Genomic DNA, 20855 nt, shown 5'->3' with positions numbered 1-20855 from the left:
AACTCCGACTCGAAAGTTCCGTCCTGCGGTAACCAACCCGCGTATATCAGACTGACAACGCGTCGACATCGACACGCTCGACACCCCACAGCTCATCCGGTCAACGAAGCGGCGGCCGCAACGACGGTTGCAGCCGCCGCTTCACCCTGCCCCTTGACAAAATGCTCCCCATATCAGGTTAGGCGCCGTTGGCCACCAGCAAGACCCCCACCACAGCCAGGATGACCGCGAGGATCTCCCGACCGCGAGCCCGCACCCAGTTGTGCAGCCGCAGCATGACCGCTTGGGTTCTGGCCGGCATCGCCAGGTAACTGACGAGCGGAACCTCAACGATCGCAAGCTGAGCGATGGTGTATAGGACGGCTGCGCTGAGCTGCGTGCCAACGGCGGCTCCCGATCCCGCGATGGCAGCAAGTGCGACATACGCGACGGGCGGCAATCCGGCGCCGGCCACAAACGCCACCCACAACGACCCGCCCTGCAACGTACCGTGGGCGCGGGCCCACAGACGCGAGAAGGCGGTCGGTGTGCTCGGCTGCAGCACCGGCGCCGACGGATCACCGCCCGGCGTCAGCACCCGCCCCCGCTGACGGGCCGACAAGCCCATTACGATCCGCGCGGCGATCAGCAGCGCAAGCAACCCACCAGCGATTTGAATGTGCTGGGCGGTGGAGCTTGCAGTCGCGGCAGACATACTGTGGACAAGCGTCTGGCCAAAGCCGCGCAGCAGTAACAGCATACCCACCGCGACGGCGATGAACGATGCCATGCCGCCGACCCAGTAAGCGAGCAGACTACGCATCGGCCGTGGTTGCGAAATCAAGAGAACCACAATGCCTAGACGCACCGGGTCGGTCACCGCCGGAAGCGCCAGCAGCAGCATGGTACCCCACATGAACAGGAACGCTACCTTGCCGCGGCGGGTATCGCTGCGGTACAGGCAAATTGATCCAAAAACTTCTGACCAGCTACTTCGATCGCAATTCTAGGCAGCACACCCGCGCGAGGACGAGGGCCTAGAGGATCGGTTGTAGTTCAAGGAGTTAAGACCATGGTGCTCCCTACTGTCGGTGATCAGCCGTTGTGGGGACGGTTGGCAACCAGCTCGCTAGGCCGGGTGGAAGAAGAAGTCGCGCAACGGCTATCGCGGTGCCGGGGGACCGCAACGGTCGTTCGATCCGCAGATCGTGCGCAAACGGCGGCGCGGCCTGTACGGCTCGACGGGATAGCGCGATCTTGTTGAGCGCCAGGGGATTTAACCACGCTTGGCTGCGTAGAGCCGGATCAGCGCCCCCCGTCGGTCAGCCAAAACGCCTGAGGCGCGCGGTCTCTTCCAGTAGGTCGGCGGTGGCGGTAACGCTGGCGGCGGGTTTGGTCATCTGGGTGGCGATCTCGCGGGCTCGGGTGACGTATGGCGGGGTGAGGATCCGGCGCAGGTCCGCGACCAGCGATTTCTCGGTGGTGGTCGAAAAGCGCCGCCCGGAGCCCACCTTCAGCCGTCTGACCTGGGCAGCCCAGATCGGCTGGTCGGCCGTGATCCAGAGGACCAACGTGGGGATTCCGGCTCGCAGGCCTGCGGCCGTGGTGCCCGCACCCCCGTGGTGGACGGCCGCACGGCACGAGGGAAAGATCGCCGCGTAGTTGACCACGCCCACGACCTTGACATCGTCGGAATGGGGGACGTTGCTGAAGTCGGTCGAGCCGGAACAAACCAAGGCCCGCTCACCCAACTGGGCGCAGGCCGCCCCGATCATGGCGAGCAGGTCAGCCGGAGATCCGATCGGCACGCTGCCAAACCCGAAGCAAATCGGCGGTGTTCCCGCCGCAATCCATGACAGGACCTCCGCATCGGTATCGGTCGCTAACCCCAGCGCCAACGCGCCGACACAGGGTCGTCGATCGTTCCATTCTGGTGCCAGCCTGGGCAAGTACAGTTTGTCGTAGGCCTGGATCTCAAGCGACTCGCGTTCTATGACCCGTCGCCTCGAGCGTGTTACCTTCGGCAGGCCTAGTGTACGGCGTTGCGCGCCCCTGGCCTCCTTCGTCAGGCGCGGATACACCCACCACCACCACCCCGAAATCGCAGGACGGACCCACGGCGACGGCAGTATCGGAATGAACTGGCCGTGGACCGGCACGGTATGCAGGAGGACCAATGCAATGTCATAATGCTCCGCGACGTTGGCGGCGAGCTCGTGGTAGAGCGCGCTCGTCAGTATGAGATCGGCCCCGTCCGCCAGCGACGTCAGCGTCGTGCTCATCTCGGCCCAGCCCCCGTAGAAGACCTCCTTGCCTTCGCGAAGCGACCTGATCGGATTCTTGAGATTCTGGGGCTTCCAGAGGTTGCGGACCAGATCCTCGTCGACCAGCTCCAGCGAGTCCGGCCCGTAGGCGACCGCCGCAAGCCCGGCCGACTCGACGAAGCCAAGAAGGTTGGGCGTAACAGCCATGCGCACTTCGTGCCCTCGGCGCAGCAACTCCAAACCGACTGCGGCGAAAGGCTCGACATCACCGCGAGTTCCATGGACTGCCAAAACAAATTTCATCGGCAGAGAAATCTATCACTTCCCGTGCGCGCGGGCGAGGCCCAGGGCATCGGTCAGCCTGTCGTTCTTCGACTGGTCGTTCGCCGTTGGTTCGGGCAGTGTCGGACTCCTGAGATGGCTCAGGAATTGATGCGCGGTAATTGGTCGAACTTGATGCTGTAGCACAGGGTCAGGCCGGTGCTGGGGTAGACGATGCCGGTGCTGTAGAGGGCGTGACAGAGTTCGTCGAGCGATGATGTCGCCGGATCCGGCGAGTGCGGTGCGGATGCCCATGACCGCAGCGGAGTGACGGCTGTTACGCCCACGACTGGCCCCAACGTTATACGTCTAAGGGGTGAATTGATCGCGTCGATACATCTCGACACACTGGGCGCGTCTGACCTTGCCGCTTGTGGTGATGGGAATCGAGCCAGCGGATACCAGAACCAGATCCGACACGGCCAGACCGTGCGAATGCGATATTGCCGAGGTGACTTCACGCTTGATGAGGCCAAGCCTCTCCCCCGCATCCTCGTCGGAGTCGCCCCGTGGCTTGTTGATTTCGATGATGATGACCAGCTTCTCAACGCCATCGTCCGGAACCGATATCGCCACGCACCGGCCTCGGGTGATCTGCTGGATCGTCGCCTCGATGTCGTCGGGAGAGTGGTTGCGCCCGTACACGATCAAGAGATCCTTGATGCGGCCGATGATGAACAGCTCGCCGTCGGAGAAGAAGCCCAAATCTCCGGTTCTCAGCCAGGGCTTTTCGGGTGCGTTAGCCGACGCGGCGACAAGCGTTGCGCCGAACGTGCCCTCATTGCCTTCAGGTTTGCCCCAATAGCCGGTAGCGATGTTGCTGCCGTGCACCCAAATCTCACCGACGGTTCCCGCCGGACACTCGGTGCTGTTCTCGGGATCGACGATGCGCACCGCCGGTGACTGCGGCACGCCGTAACTGACCAGCGGTGTACCGCCTCCGCTTGCGCACCGCTCCGCGTGGCCGGCGGTCAGTTTCTCGGATTCGAAATGAACGATTTCTGGTGGTTGACCCGCTTCGCGGGTCGCGATATACACCGTTGCTTCCGCCATTCCATATGAGGGCCGTAACACCCTGGGGTGAAGATTGAAGCGGGCGAACCGGTCGGTGAAGCGCTGCAGTGTCGCGGGTTGTACCCGCTCGCTACCGTTGAGGATGCTGAGCACGTCCCCGAGATCAAGCCCGGCCATGTCGTCATCTGATGTTTTTCGTGCCGCCAATTCGAAAGCGAAGTTCGGTGCTGCCGAAAATGCGTGACTGTTGCTTGCCAGCAATTGCATCCACCGGGCCGGTCGCTGCAGGAACGACACCGGGCTCGTGATCACAGCGGGAAATCCCGTCAGAACCGGAAGGATAATTCCCAGATACAAACCCATGTCGTGATAGAACGGCAGCCAGGACACCACAGTGGTGTCCGGCGGGGCAACGCCTCCGTAGTTCCCGAAGAAGTCCGCATTGATCTGCTCAAAATTGGCCAGAATGTTTTTGTGCGAGACCATGGCCCCGGCGGGCTGGCGGGTCGATCCGGAAGTGTATTGCAAATACGCAGTATTTGCTGAACGATCGTCCTCTGCAGCGGGTCCTTTCTTTGAGTCCAGGTCAAGCAAATCAACCTCGATGACCGATGGAGCGGATTCACCAGGCTTCGACTTGACATACTCGGCGATATTGCCTGCGACAGAGGATGTCGTGAGAACGGCAGAGGGCGATGCGTCACGCAGCACCGAACTGACACGGTCATCGCTGGCGCCACCCATCGGAACCGACAGCGGAACCGCGATAAGTCCGGCCTGTATGGCGCCGAGGAAAGAAATGATGTATTCAAGTCCTTGGGGCGCCAGGATCACCGCCCGGTCACCAGTCGACGCGCAAAGCCGGAGCTGTTGGGCGAGGTTAAGCGTTCGCCGATACACCTGCGACCACGTCAAACTTTCTGGAACGCCCTCCCAATCATGTTCGTAATCAATGTAAGTGAACGCCGCATCGCTGGGCTGGAAACTAGCCCGTTCACGCAGAACAGCAGGAATAGAAAACGTCACCACAACGATCACACTACCAATGGTCGGGCTCGGTTCTCCCCGGTTCGCCCACGCCGCTATCCGCTCCGACACGTCGTGGGCGACGGCCGCGATCGTAGACTCCCGGACGACCACCAATGCGCACTTTCAACCCGCCGACGGGCGACTTTGCAGCCTTCCCACCTGCACACATAAAGCGAGACTCCGGTCCCGGACGGATCTCGGACCAGGGGCTCTGAGCTGGCTTGTGGACACCGTCGAGCTGATCTGGACGATCCGGTCCGAGGTCGTCGCCGAATGCACCGCTCGCCTAACCGGGCGCCCGCCAAAGGTTGATGGCCACAGCCACCGCGGGCGCACTGCGCGCGCCGCTGCACGTGCCTGACCAGGGTGAGACGCCACCCAGGCTAACAGCAGCGACCTCCTGCTGGCGCGCCCCAAGGCCACGTGGCCTGTCACCTGCAACAATGCCAACGCCAGCCAACCGCTGAACTGGTTCGCCTCGTCCTCCGCGGTAACTGACCCGCTGGACTCGACCTGCCAAGGCACTTACACCGCGGCCAGCAGCTGGCTTGACGGCGTCGCCTTGTCCGAGGGCCGCCGCGTCACCGTCACCAAAATCAGCGGCGCTGCCAGCACCGCGGAAGAAGGCCCAACCCTTCGCAACGCTAGTGCACCACGACCTCGTCGAAGACTTACAATCCAGTCAAACCGTTCCAGCACAAGCTAATTCCACGCCGAACAGAATTCCGCAGCTGCTTGGGCCTCCTGATGACACGTCTTCAGCGAAGTATCCGGTGCATGCCTGGGCTGAAAAGGTGTGGACTGATAACTTTTTACACGTAGGTCCGCAACCGAGATGATCGGCACGCACTACCGTTATTCGGCCCCAACGCCGTACCAGATTACCGGTTGCCAACCATCACCAACGGCAACGGCAACGGCAACGGCAACGGCAAACGATCAATCGACCACGCAGAGGAGTTGACCGAAAAATCAGGGCTCACCTAATCAATCGCTGCTGGCCTTGATTGCTGACCGTCTAACCGAGTGAATGCATCCTGCTGGTAAAGCCGTACGCACTCGGCTCGTCTGGCCTTGCCGCTCGTGGTGAGGGGAATCGAACCAGGAGACACCAGAACGAGATCCGACACACTTAGACCGTGCGACGTCGATATCGCCGAGGTGACTTCACCTTTTATGGCGCTCAGCCGCTCCCGCGCGTCCTCGTGGGAGTCGCCGCGCTTTTTGAGTTCGATGATGGTGACCAGCTTTTCAACGCCGTCATCCTCGTGAACTGCTAGTGCCACGCAGCGGCCTCGGGTGATCTCCTGGATCGTCGCCTCGATGTCGTCAGGAGAGTGGTTGCGCCCGTAGACGATCAGGAGATCCTTGATGCGGCCGATGATGAACAACTCGCCTTCAGAGAAAAAGCCCGAATCCCCGGTTCTCAGCCAGGGCTTTTCGGGCGTGCCAGCCGACGCACCGAGAAGCGTTGCGCCGAAGGTGTTCTCCCTGCTTTCGGGCTTGCCCCGATAACCGTCGGCGACGTTGTTACCGTGCACCCAGATCTCACCGACCGTGCCCGCCGGACACTCGGTATCGGTCTCGGGATCGACGATGCGCACGATCGGTGACTGCGGCGCACCGTAACTGACCAACGCCGTACCGCTCCCGCTGGCGCACCGCTTCGCGTGGCCCGCGGTCAGCTTCTCGGATTCGAAATGAACGATTTCTGGTGGTTGACCGGCTTGGCGGGTCGCCAGGTACACCGTTGCTTCTGCCATTCCATATGAGGGCCGGAGCACCTTGTCCTTGAAGTTGAAACGGGCGAACCGCTCGGTGAAGCGGTGCAGCGTCGCGGGTTGTACTCGTTCGCTCCCGTTGAGGATGCTGGCCACGTTCCCGAGGTCAAGCCCGGCCATGTCGTCATCTGATGTCTTGCGCGCCGTCAAATCGAACGCAAAGTTCGGGGCTGCCGAAAATGCGCGACTGTTGCTTTGCCAGCATTTGCATCCACCGGGCCGGCCGACGCAGGAAAGACGCCGGGCTCGTGAACACTGTGCGAAATCCCGTCAAGACCGGAAAAATAATTCCCAAGTACAGACCCATGTCGTGATAGAACGGCAGCCAGGACATTACGGTGGTGTCCGGCGGCGCAACCCCCCCGTAGTCGGCGAAGATGTCCGCATTGATCTGCTTGAAATTGGCCTGAATATTCTCCTGCGAGACCATGACCCCGGCGGGCTGGCGGGTCGATCCGGAAGTATATTGCAAATACGCAGTGTTTGTTAGGCTCTTACCCCCGGCGGCGGGTGCTTTCTGAGAGTCGAGCTCCAGCAAGTCAACCTCGATGACCGTTGGTGCGGGTTCGCCCGCCCGCGGCTCCGCGTACTCGGTGACACGGTCAGCCACCGCGGAAGTCGTGAGAATGACAGCGGGCGTCGCGTCGCGCATCACCGAACTAGCACGCTCATCGGTGACGCCACCCAGCGGAACCGAAAGGGGAACCGCGATAAGCCCAGCCTGTATAGCACCTAGGAGGAAATTACGTATTCAAGTCCTTGCGGGGCCAGTATCACCGCCCGGTCGCCGGTCGACGCGCAAAGCCGGAGCTGTTGGGCAAGGTTAAGCGTTCGCCGATACAACTGTGACCATGTCAGGCTTTCCGGGACGCCCTCCCAATCGTGTTCGTAATCAATAAAAGTGAACGCCGTATCGTTGGGCTCAAAACTATCGCGCTCTCGCAACACAGCCGGAATAGAAAACACAACCACAGCCATCACCCTAGCAACGGTTGGCGATGCACCCATCCAAAAAGCAGCAAACTGGGCCGCCGACTCTCCCATGACCGGGCGGAACACCATCCTCAGCCTCAAAATGCTGACTGACCATCAGCGGCGACACGAAAAGGCCTTCGGATCACCAGGATCTCGACTATCCTCCAGCCGCTGCCAATGTAAGGGGATGCGATGAGCAACCACACCTACCGCGTGATCGAGATCGTCGGAACCTCACCCGACGGAGTTGATGCGGCTATCCGCAACGGTCTGGCACGAGCCGCGCAGACCACGCGCGCCCTGGACTGGTTCGAAGTGCAATCAATTCGTGGCTACCTGGCGGACGGAGCCGTTGCGCACTTTCAGGTGACGATGAAAGTCGGCTTCCGCCTGGAAGATTCGTAGTCCCGACGGCGCGTCAGCCGGCGACGGCTCCCGGCTCGGGGAACGGCGCTCCGAACTCGGTCACCGGCTGGAAGCCGCGCTTGCGGGCTCGCTGGGCCGCCTGCCGGATCAGCGCATAAATTCCGACGAACGCGGCATGATCGGTCGCCACAAACGGTGTCAGCAACCGGTTGTGCACCAAAGCGAAAGCCACTCCGTCCGCAGGATCGGTCCACCCGACCGAACCGCCCAGCCCGACATGACCGAATCCTGGCATCACATTCCCGATGGGCAAGCTGTGGTAGCCCAAGTGGAAGGCCAACGGCATGAAGAGGTTCCGATCCCGTTGCAGGCTCCGTTCACCGGTCAGCGCGGCAACCAGCCCGCGTGACAAAAAGCGGATGCCGTCGATCTCCCCGCCGTTGGCGATCGCTCCGTACATCCGCGCCAACGCGCGGGCCGTCACTACCCCATTGGCCGCCGGCATCTCGGCATCCAGCATCGGCATATCGCCTTGCACGGCACCAATCACGCCCGGGAAGTACATGGAACGGAATCCACCGGACAGCTGATGGGCGGCCTTGCACGTCACAAAGTTGACGACCGGATTGGCCACGATGTTCTGCGGCATGATGATCTCGGCGACCCGCGTCGGTGCTTCGGCGGGTGGCCGGCCCAGATGCATGCCGTCGGTGCCCAGCGGCTCGGCGAGCTCCTCGCGGATCAGCGCACGCATACCCTTTCCGGTCACCGCCCGGGCCAGCCCGGACATCAGCCAGCCGAAGGTCAGCGCATGGTAGGCAGGTTTGCCCAGCAAGCGTCCCGGACGCGCCGCGGCGAGCCGTTCCTCCATCACGACGTGATCGAGCAAGTCTTCTTGTGTCGCGCCTCGCAGACCCGACAGTCCGGCGTGGTGTCTCATCACCTCACGCACGGTGAGGTCCGACTTGCCGTTGGCGCCGAACGCCGGCCAGTACTCGGCAACCGGAGCGTCGTAGTCGATCAGCCCCCGGTCGGCGAGCCGGTGGATCACGGCGGCAGCCATGCCTTTGGTTGCTGAGAACACCATCGGCGCAGTATCAGCCGACCATGGTAATTTGCCACGTCGATCCGACCAGCCCGTCCACACGTCGACCACGGGTTGGCCGTCGAGATACACCGCCAGCGCCCCGCCGCCGAATCGGCGCGCAGGGAACATCGTCGAAAACCCACGAACGACGCAAGCAAAGTGTGGGTCCGCCGCGCCGGACACGCGATGACCTGCGTCAAGGGCATCGCGAGAAGGGACCGCGCGGAGATCGACCCGGGTTTCTGCCTTCACGCTATTGAATTTACGTCCAACGGACGTATCCCACGGGCAAACAATGAACAAGTTACCTTTCCGTTAAATCGACGCTGCCCTCAAAATTTGCTGAGCCGCCAGAGCGGGGGTCAGCTCCCCCGCCTTGACTTGCCGCTCCACGTCGGCGCGGATCTTGCGCACCTCGGGGTTGGACAGCACCCGGTCCAGCACCGTGTCGCGGACCATCTGCCAGGTCCAGTCCACCTGCTGGTCCCGTCGGCGCTCCTCGAACTCGCCGGCGTCGGTGAGCACCTGGCGATGCTGCTCGACGGTGTCCCACATCTCCGGCAGGCCCGTCCCCTCCAGCGCGCTCATGGTGAGAACCGGTGGGAGCCAAAGCGTTTGGTGCGGGTAGATCAGTCGCAGCGCCGACTTGAGCTCCCGGGCCGCTTTCCGCGCCTCGGGCAGGTGATCTCCGTCGGCCTTGTTCACCACCACGATGTCGGCCAGCTCCAGCACACCCTTTTTGATGCTCTGCAAGTGATCGCCGGTGCGCGCCAGGGTCAACAAAAGGAAGGTGTCGACCATGTTGGCCACCGCCACCTCGGACTGGCCGACACCGACGGTTTCGATCAGGATCACGTCAAAACCGGCCGCCTCCAACAGGACAACTGTTTCCCGGGTGGCCTTTGCCACCCCGCCCAACGTTCCCGACGTCGGGGAGGGCCGGATGTAGGCGTCCGGATGCTGCGCCAGCCGCGCCATCCGGGTCTTGTCGCCAAGGATCGATCCGCCCGTCCGGGTCGAGGACGGGTCGACGGCCAGCACCGCCACCCGGTGATCCCGTTCGATCAGGTACATGCCGAGGGATTCGATGGTGGTCGACTTGCCTACCCCGGGAACCCCGGTGATGCCCACGCGATGAGCGTTGCCTGAGTCCGGCAGCAACTCGAGCAGCAGCTGCTGCGCCTGCGTGCGATGGTCGGCGCGAGTGGATTCCAGCAGCGTGATGGCGCGTGGGAGCGCCGCTCGATCACCGCTTCGGATTGCGTCAGCCAAGTCTTGGGACGTCATCCGTACCGCCGCCGGTTCTCGGGAATAGTCAATTTGCCCGCCTCTGAGCGACAACTTCGGAAGACGCCCCGCCGCAGGCAAGGTTGTCGCTCAGAGGCGGGCAAAAAGGGTGTCTCCTGAGGCAGGGACCCATGTGGCGGATGTGACAATTGTGACCGCTAGTCCAGCGTGTACCCCAGCCGCTCGGCGAGCTTGTTCAGCAAGCCGATGGCGGCGTTGGCGATCACCGTCCCGGGCGGGTAGATGGCAGCGGCCCCGGCAGCGTAAAGCTCGTCGAAGTCACCGGGTGGGATGACGCCGCCGACCACGATCATGATGTCGGGCCGGCCCACCTCAGCCAGCGCGTCGCGCAGTGCCGGCACCAGCGTCAAGTGCCCGGCGGCCAGCGAGGACACCCCGACCACGTGCACGTCGTTGTCGGCTGCCTGGCGAGCCACCTCCTCGGGCGTGGAGAACAGCGATCCGACGTCGACGTCGAACCCGATGTCGGCGAATGCCGTCGCGATCACCTTCTGACCTCGGTCGTGCCCGTCCTGGCCCATCTTGGCCACCAAAATGCGGGGCCGACGGCCGTCGGCCTCGGCGAACTTCTCGACTAGTTCGGTTGCGGCTGCGATGTCGGGGGCCTTTCCCACCTCGTCACGGTAGACGCCGGCGATAGTACGGATCTCGGCCTGGTGCCGCCCATACACCTTCTCCAGCGCGTCGGAGATCTCCCCCACCGTGGCCTTGTGCCGCGCGGCATCGATGGCCAGCGCCAGCAGGTTGTTGCCCAGCCCGCCTTGATCCCCCTTGCCGGCTGCGCCGGAGTGGGCGGCAGCGGCACGGCTCAGTTCGGCTAGCGCGGCCTCCACAGCCGACTGGTCCCGGTTTGCCCGCAGCTCTTGTAGTTTGGCCAGTTGCTCGGCGCGCACCCGGCTGTTCTCGACCTTGAGGACTTCGACTTTCTGGTCCTCCTCGACCTGGTACTTGTTGACCCCCACTACTGGCTGCTGACCGGAGTCGATACGGGCCTGGGTACGCGCGGCCGCCTCCTCGATGCGCAGCTTGGGGATGCCGTCGCTGATGGCCTGAGCCATGCCGCCGTGCTCGGCAACCTCTTGGATGTGCGCCCGGGCACGTTGGGCCAGTTGATAGGTCAGCCACTCCACGTAGTAGGAGCCGCCCCAGGGGTCGATCGGCCGCGTGGTACCCGACTCCTGCTGCAGTACCAGCTGGGTGTTGCGGGCGATCCGGGCGGAAAAGTCGGTGGGCAGTGCCAAAGCCTCGTCCAGAGCGTTGGTGTGCAACGACTGGGTGTGGCCCTGGGTCGCGGCCATCGCCTCGATGCAGGTCCGGGCGACGTTGTTGAAGGCGTCTTGCGCGGTCAGCGACCACCCCGAGGTCTGCGAATGTGTGCGCAGGGAAAGCGATTTGGCGCTCTTCGGGTTGAACTGCGCGACCAACTCACTCCACAGCAGCCGACCGGCGCGCAGTTTGGCCACCTCCATGAAGAAGTTCATGCCGATGCCCCAGAAGAACGACAGCCGGGGCGCGAACTTGTCGATGTCCAACTCGGCGTCCAGGCCCGCCCTGATGTAGTCGACGCCGTCGGCCAGCGTGTAGGCCAACTCCAAATCGGCTGTGGCACCTGCTTCTTGGATGTGGTAGCCGGAGATCGAGATGGAGTTGAACTTCGGCATCTTGGCGCTGGTGTAGGCGAAGATATCGGAGATGATCCGCATCGACGGCTTGGGCGGATAGATGTAGGTGTTGCGGACCCTGAACTCTTTGACGATGTCGTTCTGGATGGTGCCCGCCAGCTTCTCCGGCGGCACACCCTGTTCCTCGGCGGCCACCACATACAGCGCCAGGATCGGCAGCACGGCACCGTTCATGGTCATCGATACCGATACGGCGGACAGGTCGATCCCGTCGAACAGCTGTCGCATGTCGAGGATGGAATCTATTGCCACGCCTGCCATTCCGACGTCGCCCTGAACGCGGGGATGGTCGGAGTCGTAGCCGCGGTGGGTGGCCAGGTCGAAGGCCACCGACAGGCCCTTCTGGCCGGCGGCCAGGTTACGCCGGTAAAAGGCGTTGGAATCCGCGGCGGTGGAGAAACCGGCGTACTGCCGGATGGTCCACGGCTGATTGACATACATCGTCGGGTACGGCCCGCGCACAAACGGCGGCTCGCCCGGGAAGCTATTCAGCGGATAGCCGTCGGCCTCGACAGCCGCACGGTTGGCGCCGATGTAGACGGGTTTGACGTCGATGCCTTCCGGCGTCTGCCACACCAGCTGATCGGGCGTGCACCAGTGCGCCGACGCGGTGGCGGCGACATGCTTTTCCACCGCGGCTTCGGTGGGTGGCTGCACGGCACGCTCGCCGTTCAACGGGATATCGGAGAAGCTGCCGATCACCGGTGCGGTAGTCGTCATCGCTAGGCCCCCAGCCGGGTAAGCAGATTCGAAAGGGCTTCGATCGCATTGATTTTCGCGGTCAGGTATTCGTCGGGCCGCTGCGCTGTGTCTGTTATCTCTGCCACGGCTTTCTCCGGTCCGGCCAGGTAAATACACGATATGCCGGCGTCTCGCGCCGCCGCAACGATGCCCGCGGCCTCGTCCTGGTAGCGCTTGTCGGTGCCGCAGATCAGCGCCACGCCCGGCGACTCCGCGGAAGAGATTTCAGCGACGGCCGCGGCCACCCCGGCGGCGTCGACTGTTCCCGGGTTGATCGCTTCGATGCCCCCCGAGGCCAGCAGGTTCGTGGCGAACGTCGTGCGGATGTTGTGCTCGGCCAGCGGACCCAACGGCAGCATCAGCACCTGCGGACGTGAACCGGTGCGAGCCAAAAAGGCATCCGAGCGATCGCGCAGCGCCTCGAACCCGGCGGCGTATCGTGCCAGGGTTCCTGCGATGATTTGCGAATCACCTTGTGGGAGTGCAGGTTCGGAAAGGTTGGGAAACTCGTTGACACCGGTGATCGAGGTCCTGCGATGCGCGATGTCGTCGGTGCGGCGGGAGGCTATCTCGGCGACCTGGCCGGCAATGAAGTCACGGGCGTCGACGAAACCCCCGTGCGCCTCGATCGCCTGGAAATGCCGCCAGGCATGCTCGGCCAGCTGGTCGGTGAGGTCCTCGACGAACCACGAACCGCCGGCGGGGTCCTGCACCCGTCCGACGTGTGACTCCTCCAAAAGCAGCAGCTGCGTGTTGCGGGCGATACGGCGCGCGAAGCTTCTCGCCGTGCCGGGAAAGCCGCCTGGGATGGCCATGTCGAACGGGAAGACCAGCACCGTGTCGGCGCCCCCGACGCCGGCGCCGAAGGCGGCCAGCGTGGTACGCAGCATGTTCACCCATGGGTCGCGCTGGGTCATCATCGGCAGCGATGTCTCCGCGTGCACCACGGCGCCGCCGCTCTCCGGCTCGCCGACGACCTCGGCGACTCGCGCCCAGAGTCGGCGCGCGGCTCGCATCTTGGCAATCGTCATGAACTGATCGTCATCGGCGGCCAGCCGGAAACTGATTTGCCTCAGGGCCTGGCCCACCGGGATCCCCGTTTCGGTCAGCACCCGCAGGTAAGCCACCGCGGCCGCTAGGCTGCCGGCGAGCTCCCACGTCGCATTGGCGCCCAGATTGTGGAAAGCCGGTCCGTCGACCGTGATCGCCCGCGCGCCGTGGTCGGCGGCCACCCGTGACGCGACAGCGACGACATCCTCGATCGCGGGAGCGGGACGATCGCTCAGTGCGGCGGTCAGCGGGTCGGCACCCAGGTCTATCGACAGCGTTGTGCGCTGGTCGGGTTCCACCTCGGCGACCAGCGCCAGCATGGCATCGCACGCCGCCGGGTAGTCGGCGCCCGCATCGAGGATCACCGGCGCCATGCTCAGGTACACACCGTCGAGCAGCCCGTCGAGCTGCTCCGGTGCCGCGCCGGACTCCCCTACCCGGATCAGCAGTGCGCTGACCCCCTCGCCGAGTGCGGCCAGCACCGCCGCGTTGGCCTCACCAACAGAGGCTCCAGGGGCCCCGGCAGCCGGAAACGCCTCGACGACCTTCCAGCCCGATTTGACGTCACGCGACGCAGAGTTTTCTGGGCCGCCGCGCAGGTACGGCCATTCACCGGGCAACGACGGCTCCGGCAGCTCGTCGAAAGCGGTGTACAGCGGCCTGATGGCGAACCCGTCATAGGTGGAGGCATCCAGCAGATGCTCGGGTTCGTCCCCTAATTCGGCGGGTTCCTTCCGGGCGCTCTTGGCCAGCACACCGGCGACCGCGCTGCGCCAGCGCCCGCGAACCTGTTCCAGGTCGGCGCGCTCGGGTACGTCAATGGACACCGACTGCTCCTGTTTTCGCAGCAACGGGCTCGGGTTGGTTCGCGTTGCTTCGTATTGCTTTCAGAATGTCACTTACTAAGAAGGCTAATTGATTGCAAACTCTAAATAGCCGTCGAGGTGGGGCGATCGGGACTGCTGTGCGCGGCGAAACGCCTGGCGCGGAAAACGAGATATTCACCTGCGCCCCGTAACCTTGGGAGACGTTATGGCTCCCGCCACCGCAAAAACCACCAGCACGCTGCGCAGTTTTGCCGGCGCGCTCGCTGCTGCGGCCCGTCAGGTGTCCCGACCGAAGTTCGTCGCAACCGTGGCCGGAATCACAATCCTGGTCGTGGTGGCGATGTTCGTTCCGGTGCCCACCGCGGTGCAACTGCGGGACTGGGCCGAATCGGTGGGCCCGTGGTTCCCGTTGGCGTTTTTGCTCGCCCACGTCGTCGTCACGGTGGTGCCGGTCCCCCGCACCGCGTTCACCCTGGCCGCCGGAATGCTGTTCGGCCCGGTGCTCGGTGTCGTGATCGCGGTGGCCGCCAGCGCCGCAAGCGCGGTGCTGGCCGTGCTGCTGGTGCGCGCGGCCGGGTGGCAGTTGAACCGCCTGGTCCGGCACCGGGCGGTCGACAAGGTGGACGAGCGACTGCGCAATCGAGGCTGGCGAGCCGTCCTGTCGCTGCGACTGATTCCGGTTGTGCCGTTTGCGGCGCTGAACTATGCCGCGGGCGCGTCCGCCGTGCGGTTGATGCCCTACACGCTGGCCACGCTGGCCGGTCTGCTTCCCGGCACCGCCGCCGTGGTGATCCTCGGCGACGCGCTCGCCGGCCACATCAGCCCGATGCTCTACTTGGTGTCGGTGTGCACGGGCGGGTTGGGTTTGACGGGGCTGTTCCTGGAGATCCGCCACTACCGGCAGCAGCACCACAAGTCACCGCACGACGAACCCGCCGTCGAGTTGGCCGCCACGAACTGACGGCTTGTCAGCGTCCCGTTTTCAGATCAGCCTGATGCGGGTGGCTTGAGCCGCTACCTTTCTCGGTACCGACAACCGACGAGGTGGAAAGCCACATGACCCCCAACGACACTGACGCAGGTGGCCGTTCCGCAGACCAGATCGCCGCCTCGCGCGGGCGCTATTCCGCCGGAGTGGTGATCGGCGCCGCGCTGGCCGGCACGGCGGTGGGCGCGCTCGCCGTCTTCGCGATAGCCGGCATCACCTGGAAAGTCCGTGTCGAGCTTCCTCCGCCGCCGTATCCACCTCAGCTGTCGTCGACGCCGCCGGCTGGATACCCCTCGCCGCCGCCGTCGGCGCCGGCACCCACGTCGGGGGGACTTCCGCTGCCGCCATTGCCGCCCGGGCCCCGTTGAGCCGGGAGCGTGCCGGGAGCGTGCCGGGAGCGTGCCGCGAGCGTGCGCAGAGTGCCGCGCTCACTGGCGTGTCGCTGCGCAGACGCGCACGCTCGCGAGGAGTGAGTGACTAGCTGCGGTGCGGGCCCTTTGCCGTCATCACCGCGAACGTCGCCAGGAACGACGCCGCCGGAATGGTGTTGACGACCTTGTCCCGCACCCGGATGTGGGCTCCGACCGCAAAGACGAAATACAGCGTCAGCATCGCCGTCGTCAGCCTCGCCAAGGCGGGGAAACGGGTGACCGACAGCAGACCGATCGCGGAGGCAGCCTTCACGACGGGCAGAACGGGGCGAACGCTCTCGGGAACACCCAGGGTGTCCAGGACCTTGGCGATGTAAGGCACCGGGATCGCGCACGCGACGGCGTCGCCGGCCTGGAAAGCGGCAAGCGCCGCATAGGTTTTCGGTGAAGTCAATGTGCTCACGCAGTAATCCTATGGAGTCAATTCCGGTGGCTGCACCGGGCCGTCCATCGGCTGACGGGCTATTACCTCGGTCCTGCCGGCCGGCTGCGCGATCGCCGGGTTGGTGTCTGTGGCGAACCAGTCCGCGATGTCGGCGTCGTCGGTGTCGGCGGCATGCTTCGGCTGGTCGTCGTCCGGTGACGGTTGGAACCGGAACACCCCGTCCTCGCCCGGCGTACCCAGGAGCCTGGTGAAGCCCTGCAACGCCGTGCTGAAATCGCTGGGCACCACCCACACCTTGTTGGCGTCGCCGCGCGCCATCTCCGGCAGCGTCTGCAGGTACTGGTAGGCCAGCATTTCCGGGGTGGGCCGGCCGGCCTTGATCGCGGCGAAGGTCTTTTCGATCGCCTTCGCCTGCCCCTGGGCCCGGAAGTAGGCCGCGGCACGCTCACCCTGAGCGCGCAGCATCCGGGACTGCCGGTCGGCCTCGGCCGCCAGGATCGCGGCCTGCTTGGCGCCCTCGGCGGCCAGGATCTGCGCCTGCTTGGCGCCTTCGGCCTGGGTGATCGCGGCCTGTCGGTTACCTTCGGCGGTCAGGATAACCGCCCGCTTTTCCCGGTCGGCCTTCATCTGCTTTTCCATCGAGGCCTGGATCGACGGCGGCGGGTCGATGCTGCGCAATTCCACCCGCGCCACCCGCAGCCCCCAGCGGCCGGTCGCCTCGTCGAGGACACCGCGCAACTGGGCGTTGATCTTGTCGCGGGACGTCAGGGTCTGCTCCAGCGTCATGCCACCCACCACGTTGCGCAGCGTGGTGGTGGTGAGCTGCTCGACGCCGACGATGTAGTTGCTGATCTCGTAGACGGCCGCCTGCGGGACGGTGACCTGGAAGTAGACCACGGTGTCGATGTTGAGGGTCAGATTGTCCTCGGTGATAACCGGCTGCGGCGGGAACGACACGACCCGCTCACGCAGGTCGACCCGCGCGCGGATGCGGTCGATGAACGGCACCAACAGTGTCAGCTGCCCGCTGACCGTGCGGCTGTACCGGCCCAGCCGTTCGATCACCGCGGCCTCGGCCTGCGGGATCAGCGCAATCGACTTGGCCACCACGACGATCGCGAAGACCACCAAGACGACAAAAAGCAACAGACCAGCCAGGGCACCGCCTTGCATCATTCCTCCTATTGCTCCATACGGTCAGATATTCCTGAAGACCACCGCGGTCGCGCCGTCGATGTGCATGACGGTGACCGAATCACCGGGCTCGTAGACGTCGCCCTCGTTGAGCGGGCGCGCCGTCCACACCTGGCCGTCAAGCTTCACCTGGCCCTCGTCGCGGGCAACCCGATCCAGCACCAGGGCCTTTTTTCCCTCCAGCGCCTTGATTCCCATCTGCGCTCCCGCGGCCGGCGTCAGCCGCCGGCGCAGGGCAGGTCGAACCAGGACCACCAGCAGCACCGAGACGATCAGGAACACCGCACCGTCGCCCAAGATCGGCCAATCGGTGACCCAGGCGGTGGCCGACGCGGCCAGCGCGCCGCCGCCGAGCATCAGCAAGAACATATCGCCGGTGAGTGCCTCCGCACCGGCCAACGCCAGTGCGAAGATCAGCCAGCTCAGCGCGACGAGCATGCGGCCAGAATACGCGTGATCGGCCTTCTGGGGGCCGAACAACTACACTGCCAGATCATGTGGTGCCCGAGTGTTTCGTTGTCCCTGTGGGCCAATGCCTGGCTCGCAGGCAAGGCCGCGCCCGACGACGTCTTGGACTCGTTATCACTTTGGGCGCCACTGCAATCAGTCACCGCCTATGACGCCGTCGCCGCCGGTCACACCGGACTGCCGTGGCCCGATGTGCACGACGCGGGCACGGTTACGCTGCTCCAAACGCTGCGAGCCGCGGTTGGCCGAACCACGACGCCGGCGCCCCGCGGCCCGGATCGGTCGCGCGGCACGATCAACGTCGTGTTGCCGGTGCCGGGCGACGTGCGCGGGCTGGCCGCGGGCACGCAGTTCGAGCGCGATGCCCTGGCTGCGGGCGAGGCGGTGATCATCACCAACCCCGACGATCCCGGCACCGCCGTCGGGCTGGTCCCCGAGTTCGCCTATAGCGACGTCGAAGAGGCCGACCCGGCCACCGATGGCGATCCAGAACCACCCGAATTGTGTGCGCTGTCTTGGATCGTGTACTCACTGCCCGGCGCACCCGCGTTCGAACACCACGAGCTCGGAGACGCCGAGTATGCACTGCGCTCGGCAGTGCGTTCGGCGGCCGACGCACTCGGCGCCATCGGCTTGGGAGCAGCCGCATCCGACATCGCCGACCCAAGGGGACTTGTCGAACAATTGCTGGAATCCTCACGGCAACACCGGATTCCGGATCACGCGCCGTCGCGGGCGGTGCGGGTGCTGGAGAACGCCGCGCACGTCGACGCGATCATCGCGGTGAGCGCGGGGCTGAGTCGGTTGCCCGGACCCGCTGGCCCGCAATCATCGTCGGAAGCCCGGATCGCCAACAATGCGCTGCGCCCGCTCACCGCGGTGGTGCGCTCGGCGCGGATGGCGGCGGTCAGCGCCATCCTGAACTCGGCCTGGTCCGACTAATCGCTTTCCGGCGCGGCGCAATGCGGCGGACGGCACGGCGCACCGTTGATGCTGGCGAGACAGCCCGGCACCGGATCGGGTCCGCTAACTCGCGACGGCGGCCTGTCGTAGCGCAGTTCGTCGATGAGATCTATTGCCAACCGGGCGAATCGCCGATCCGCGTTGGGCGTGACGGCTCTCGCGAACGCCATTCCCGCCGCCTCGGCTTGCGCGCGCAACTCATGGTCGAGATCCCACACCACTTCGATGTGGTCGGCGACAAACCCGATGGGACAGACGATGACGGCGTCGGCCTGCAGCGCCTTGAGATGGTCGGCGACATCGGGCTCCAGCCACGGAACCTGTGGCGGACCCGAACGCGACTGCCACACCACGTCGTAGTCGGCGAAGTCTCTGTAGCCCGCAGCTGTGGCGACCAGCCTTGCCGCGTAATGGACTTGGCGGCTGTAGAGGTTGGGACCGCAGCGGCGGTCCGCGGCCACCGGGACCGAATGCGCGGTGAAAACCAGCCGCGCGTCGGCGGGCACGGTGCTGGCGGCGACCGTCACGGAATCCGCGAACATCTCGACGAAAAGCGGATGGTCGAAGTAGGGGCGCAGCTTGACCAATTCGGGCGCGTCCGGGCCGACCGTTCGTCGAGCCCGGGCGATATCCTCGACATATTGGGTGCAGCTAGAGTATCCGCTCCACGCCGACGTGGTGAACACCGCGGCACGACGAACACCGTTGTCGCGCATGGTCGCAACGGTGTCTTCGATATAGGGTTCCCAGTTGCGGTTCCCGAAATAGACCGGCAGGTCCAGGCCGCGAACGGCGAGTTCGGCCTGTAGCTGGATGATCAGCGCCAGGTTGATCCGATTGATCGGCGACACCCCGCCGAAATGCAGGTAGTGCTCGGCGACTTCGTCGAGTCGCTCGGGGGGCACATTGCGCCCCCGGGTGACCTTCTCCAGGAATGGCCGCACCTGCTCGGGTCCCTCCGGCCCACCGAAGGACAGCAGCAGGACGGCGTCAAATTCATTAGTGTCCAGAGCAACCTTCTTTTAGAGCAACTGGGTGCTGGCGCCGCCGTCGGCGTAGATGACGGTCCCCGTAGTCGCCGGCAGCCATTCGGACAGCAGCGCGCACACCGTCTTGGCGACCGGTGTCGCGTCCTTCATGTTCCATCCGATCGGCGCGCGCTGGTCCCAGCCCTCCTCGAGCAGCTGGATCTGCGCACCGGCCTCGTCACCGAGCGCACCGCCGACAATCGCGCTCATCGCCAGCGTCCGAATCGGGCCTGCGGCAACGAGATTCGAACGGACGCCGTATTTGCCGGCCTCGCGCGCCACGAACCGGTTGACCGACTCCAGCGCACTCTTGGCGACCGTCATCCAGTTGTAGGCCGGCATCGCCCGGCTTGGGTCGAAGTCCATGCCCACAATCGAACCGCCGGGATTCATGATCGGCAGCAGCGCCTTGGCCAGCGAGGCATACGAGTACGCGGAGATGTGGATGCCCTTGGAGACGTCTTCGTAGGGCGCGTCGAAGAACGGGTTGATGCCCATCCCGGTCTGCGGCATGAATCCGATCGAATGCACCACGCCGTCGAGCTTGTTGCCCTCGCCGATCTCGGCGGCTACCCGCTCCGCGAGGGTGTCCAGGTGCTTCTCGTCTTGCACGTCGAGTTCGATCAGCGGCGCCTTTTCCGGCAGCCGGTCGGCGATGCGCTGAATCAACCGCAGCCGGTCGAAGCCGGTCAGCACCAGCGAAGCCCCTTGCTCTTGGGCCACCCGAGCGATGTGAAACGCGATCGACGAGTCGGTGATGATCCCGGTGACCAGAATCCGTTTGCCTTCGAGCAGTCCTGCCATTTCCGTCCTAGTCCGTCTTGGTCCGTCTTAGTGTTTGGTTTCGTCAGTGGCCCATACCCATGCCGCCGTCGACCGGGATGACCGCACCGGAGATGTAACTCGCATCCTCGGACGCCAGGAAGCTGACCACCCCGGCGACCTCGGCGGCGGTGCCAACCCGCTTCGCCGGG

The 20855-nt window shown here is 64.7% G+C and carries 18 protein-coding genes and 1 pseudogene; 4 read left to right on the top strand and 15 right to left on the bottom strand.

Translation table 11 applies throughout. The features are described from left to right. Positions 1-178: 178 nt before the first annotated feature. The 5 genes and pseudogenes from ACLP9N_RS31930 to ACLP9N_RS31910 all read right to left on the bottom strand — a co-directional run bounded on the left by ACLP9N_RS31930 (position 179) and on the right by ACLP9N_RS31910 (position 7366). Positions 179-895: a GAP family protein gene (locus tag ACLP9N_RS31930; RefSeq protein ID WP_442411133.1), complete on the bottom strand. Its 717-nt coding sequence runs from the start codon at positions 893-895 to the stop codon at positions 179-181. A gap of 406 nt (positions 896-1301) precedes the next feature. Further along, a complete protein-coding gene (locus ACLP9N_RS31925) occupies positions 1302-2546 on the bottom strand; it encodes a glycosyltransferase (RefSeq protein WP_442411132.1) in 1245 nt (414 codons plus the stop codon). Positions 2547-2665: 119 nt separating this feature from the next. Continuing rightward, positions 2666-2851 carry a hypothetical protein gene (locus ACLP9N_RS31920; RefSeq protein ID WP_442411131.1) on the bottom strand — a complete coding sequence of 62 codons (186 nt, stop codon included), beginning with the start codon at positions 2849-2851 and terminating at the stop codon, positions 2666-2668. Positions 2852-2873: 22 nt separating this feature from the next. Next, positions 2874-4607, bottom strand: coding sequence for an AMP-binding protein (locus ACLP9N_RS31915; RefSeq protein WP_442411137.1), 1734 nt, complete (start codon positions 4605-4607; stop codon positions 2874-2876). Between the two features lie 983 nt (positions 4608-5590). Beyond that, a pseudogene (locus ACLP9N_RS31910) lies at positions 5591-7366 on the bottom strand (AMP-binding protein). A gap of 189 nt (positions 7367-7555) precedes the next feature. On the opposite strand from ACLP9N_RS31910, the gene ACLP9N_RS31905 reads away from it, so the two are divergent. Then, positions 7556-7768 (top strand): dodecin, encoded by a 213-nt coding sequence (locus ACLP9N_RS31905; RefSeq protein ID WP_442411130.1) that lies wholly within the window; start codon positions 7556-7558, stop codon positions 7766-7768. Positions 7769-7781: 13 nt separating this feature from the next. On the opposite strand, the gene ACLP9N_RS31900 is transcribed toward ACLP9N_RS31905, so the two are convergent. From ACLP9N_RS31900 to mutA, 4 genes are all read right to left on the bottom strand, one after another. Next, positions 7782-8999, bottom strand: coding sequence for a serine hydrolase domain-containing protein (locus ACLP9N_RS31900; protein WP_442411129.1), 1218 nt, complete (start codon positions 8997-8999; stop codon positions 7782-7784). Between the two features lie 132 nt (positions 9000-9131). Continuing rightward, the gene (gene meaB / locus ACLP9N_RS31895) at positions 9132-10103 is read right to left on the bottom strand and encodes a methylmalonyl Co-A mutase-associated GTPase MeaB (RefSeq protein WP_442411128.1); all 972 of its coding nucleotides are present in this window, start codon (positions 10101-10103) and stop codon (positions 9132-9134) included. Between the two features lie 158 nt (positions 10104-10261). After that, positions 10262-12526 (bottom strand): methylmalonyl-CoA mutase, encoded by a 2265-nt coding sequence (scpA, locus tag ACLP9N_RS31890; RefSeq protein WP_442411127.1) that lies wholly within the window; start codon positions 12524-12526, stop codon positions 10262-10264. Between the two features lie 2 nt (positions 12527-12528). Further along, positions 12529-14424, bottom strand: a complete 1896-nt coding sequence (mutA, locus tag ACLP9N_RS31885) for a methylmalonyl-CoA mutase small subunit (RefSeq protein ID WP_442411126.1) — start codon at positions 14422-14424, stop codon at positions 12529-12531. A 205-nt stretch (positions 14425-14629) separates the two neighbouring features. On the opposite strand from mutA, the gene ACLP9N_RS31880 reads away from it, so the two are divergent. Further along, entirely contained in the window at positions 14630-15385 is a 756-nt protein-coding gene (locus ACLP9N_RS31880; RefSeq protein WP_442411125.1) for a TVP38/TMEM64 family protein, read from the top strand. A gap of 95 nt (positions 15386-15480) precedes the next feature. Beyond that, the gene (locus tag ACLP9N_RS31875) at positions 15481-15780 is read left to right on the top strand and encodes a hypothetical protein (RefSeq protein ID WP_442411124.1); all 300 of its coding nucleotides are present in this window, start codon (positions 15481-15483) and stop codon (positions 15778-15780) included. 109 nt (positions 15781-15889) lie between these two features. On the opposite strand, the gene ACLP9N_RS31870 is transcribed toward ACLP9N_RS31875, so the two are convergent. The 3 genes from ACLP9N_RS31870 to ACLP9N_RS31860 are packed head-to-tail and all read right to left on the bottom strand — an operon-like array spanning position 15890 to position 17860. Further along, the gene (locus ACLP9N_RS31870) at positions 15890-16246 is read right to left on the bottom strand and encodes a DoxX family protein (RefSeq protein ID WP_442411123.1); all 357 of its coding nucleotides are present in this window, start codon (positions 16244-16246) and stop codon (positions 15890-15892) included. A 9-nt stretch (positions 16247-16255) separates the two neighbouring features. After that, positions 16256-17401: an SPFH domain-containing protein gene (locus ACLP9N_RS31865; RefSeq protein WP_442411122.1), complete on the bottom strand. Its 1146-nt coding sequence runs from the start codon at positions 17399-17401 to the stop codon at positions 16256-16258. 24 nt (positions 17402-17425) lie between these two features. Beyond that, a complete protein-coding gene (locus tag ACLP9N_RS31860; protein WP_442411121.1) occupies positions 17426-17860 on the bottom strand; it encodes an NfeD family protein in 435 nt (144 codons plus the stop codon). A 57-nt stretch (positions 17861-17917) separates the two neighbouring features. Here ACLP9N_RS31860 and ACLP9N_RS31855 point away from each other — a divergent pair, with 57 nt between their 5' ends. Next, positions 17918-18832, top strand: a complete 915-nt coding sequence (locus ACLP9N_RS31855; RefSeq protein WP_442411136.1) for a hypothetical protein — start codon at positions 17918-17920, stop codon at positions 18830-18832. Here ACLP9N_RS31855 and ACLP9N_RS31850 read toward each other — a convergent pair. The 3 genes from ACLP9N_RS31850 to ACLP9N_RS31840 form a co-directional block, all read right to left on the bottom strand. Then, positions 18829-19863 (bottom strand): ferrochelatase, encoded by a 1035-nt coding sequence (locus ACLP9N_RS31850; protein WP_442411135.1) that lies wholly within the window; start codon positions 19861-19863, stop codon positions 18829-18831. The genes ACLP9N_RS31855 and ACLP9N_RS31850 overlap by 4 nt on opposite strands. A 12-nt stretch (positions 19864-19875) precedes the next feature. Then, a complete protein-coding gene (gene inhA, locus ACLP9N_RS31845; protein WP_442411120.1) occupies positions 19876-20685 on the bottom strand; it encodes an NADH-dependent enoyl-ACP reductase InhA in 810 nt (269 codons plus the stop codon). Between the two features lie 43 nt (positions 20686-20728). Next, the coding region (locus tag ACLP9N_RS31840) for an SDR family oxidoreductase (protein WP_442411134.1) at positions 20729-20855 on the bottom strand (127 nt) is incomplete at its 5' end.

The organism is Mycobacterium sp., from assembly GCF_052144515.1.
GTDB lineage: Bacteria > Actinomycetota > Actinomycetes > Mycobacteriales > Mycobacteriaceae > Mycobacterium.
This window is presented reverse-complemented; position numbering and strand designations above follow the sequence as displayed.

Excerpts from the sequence above, each read along its gene's own strand:
- scpA (WP_442411127.1), bottom strand. The coding sequence starts at position 12,526 with ATGACGACTACCGCACCGGTGATCGGCAGCTTCTCCGATATCCCGTTG.
- ACLP9N_RS31860 (WP_442411121.1), bottom strand. The coding sequence starts at position 17,860 with ATGCTCGTCGCGCTGAGCTGGCTGATCTTCGCACTGGCGTTGGCCGGT.
- ACLP9N_RS31855 (WP_442411136.1), top strand. The coding sequence starts at position 17,918 with ATGTGGTGCCCGAGTGTTTCGTTGTCCCTGTGGGCCAATGCCTGGCTC.
- ACLP9N_RS31865 (WP_442411122.1), bottom strand. The coding sequence starts at position 17,401 with ATGCAAGGCGGTGCCCTGGCTGGTCTGTTGCTTTTTGTCGTCTTGGTG.
- meaB (WP_442411128.1), bottom strand. The coding sequence starts at position 10,103 with ATGACGTCCCAAGACTTGGCTGACGCAATCCGAAGCGGTGATCGAGCG.
- ACLP9N_RS31905 (WP_442411130.1), top strand. The coding sequence starts at position 7,556 with ATGAGCAACCACACCTACCGCGTGATCGAGATCGTCGGAACCTCACCC.
- inhA (WP_442411120.1), bottom strand. The coding sequence starts at position 20,685 with ATGGCAGGACTGCTCGAAGGCAAACGGATTCTGGTCACCGGGATCATC.
- ACLP9N_RS31930 (WP_442411133.1), bottom strand. The coding sequence starts at position 895 with ATGTGGGGTACCATGCTGCTGCTGGCGCTTCCGGCGGTGACCGACCCG.
- ACLP9N_RS31880 (WP_442411125.1), top strand. The coding sequence starts at position 14,630 with ATGGCTCCCGCCACCGCAAAAACCACCAGCACGCTGCGCAGTTTTGCC.
- ACLP9N_RS31925 (WP_442411132.1), bottom strand. The coding sequence starts at position 2,546 with ATGAAATTTGTTTTGGCAGTCCATGGAACTCGCGGTGATGTCGAGCCT.
- ACLP9N_RS31875 (WP_442411124.1), top strand. The coding sequence starts at position 15,481 with ATGACCCCCAACGACACTGACGCAGGTGGCCGTTCCGCAGACCAGATC.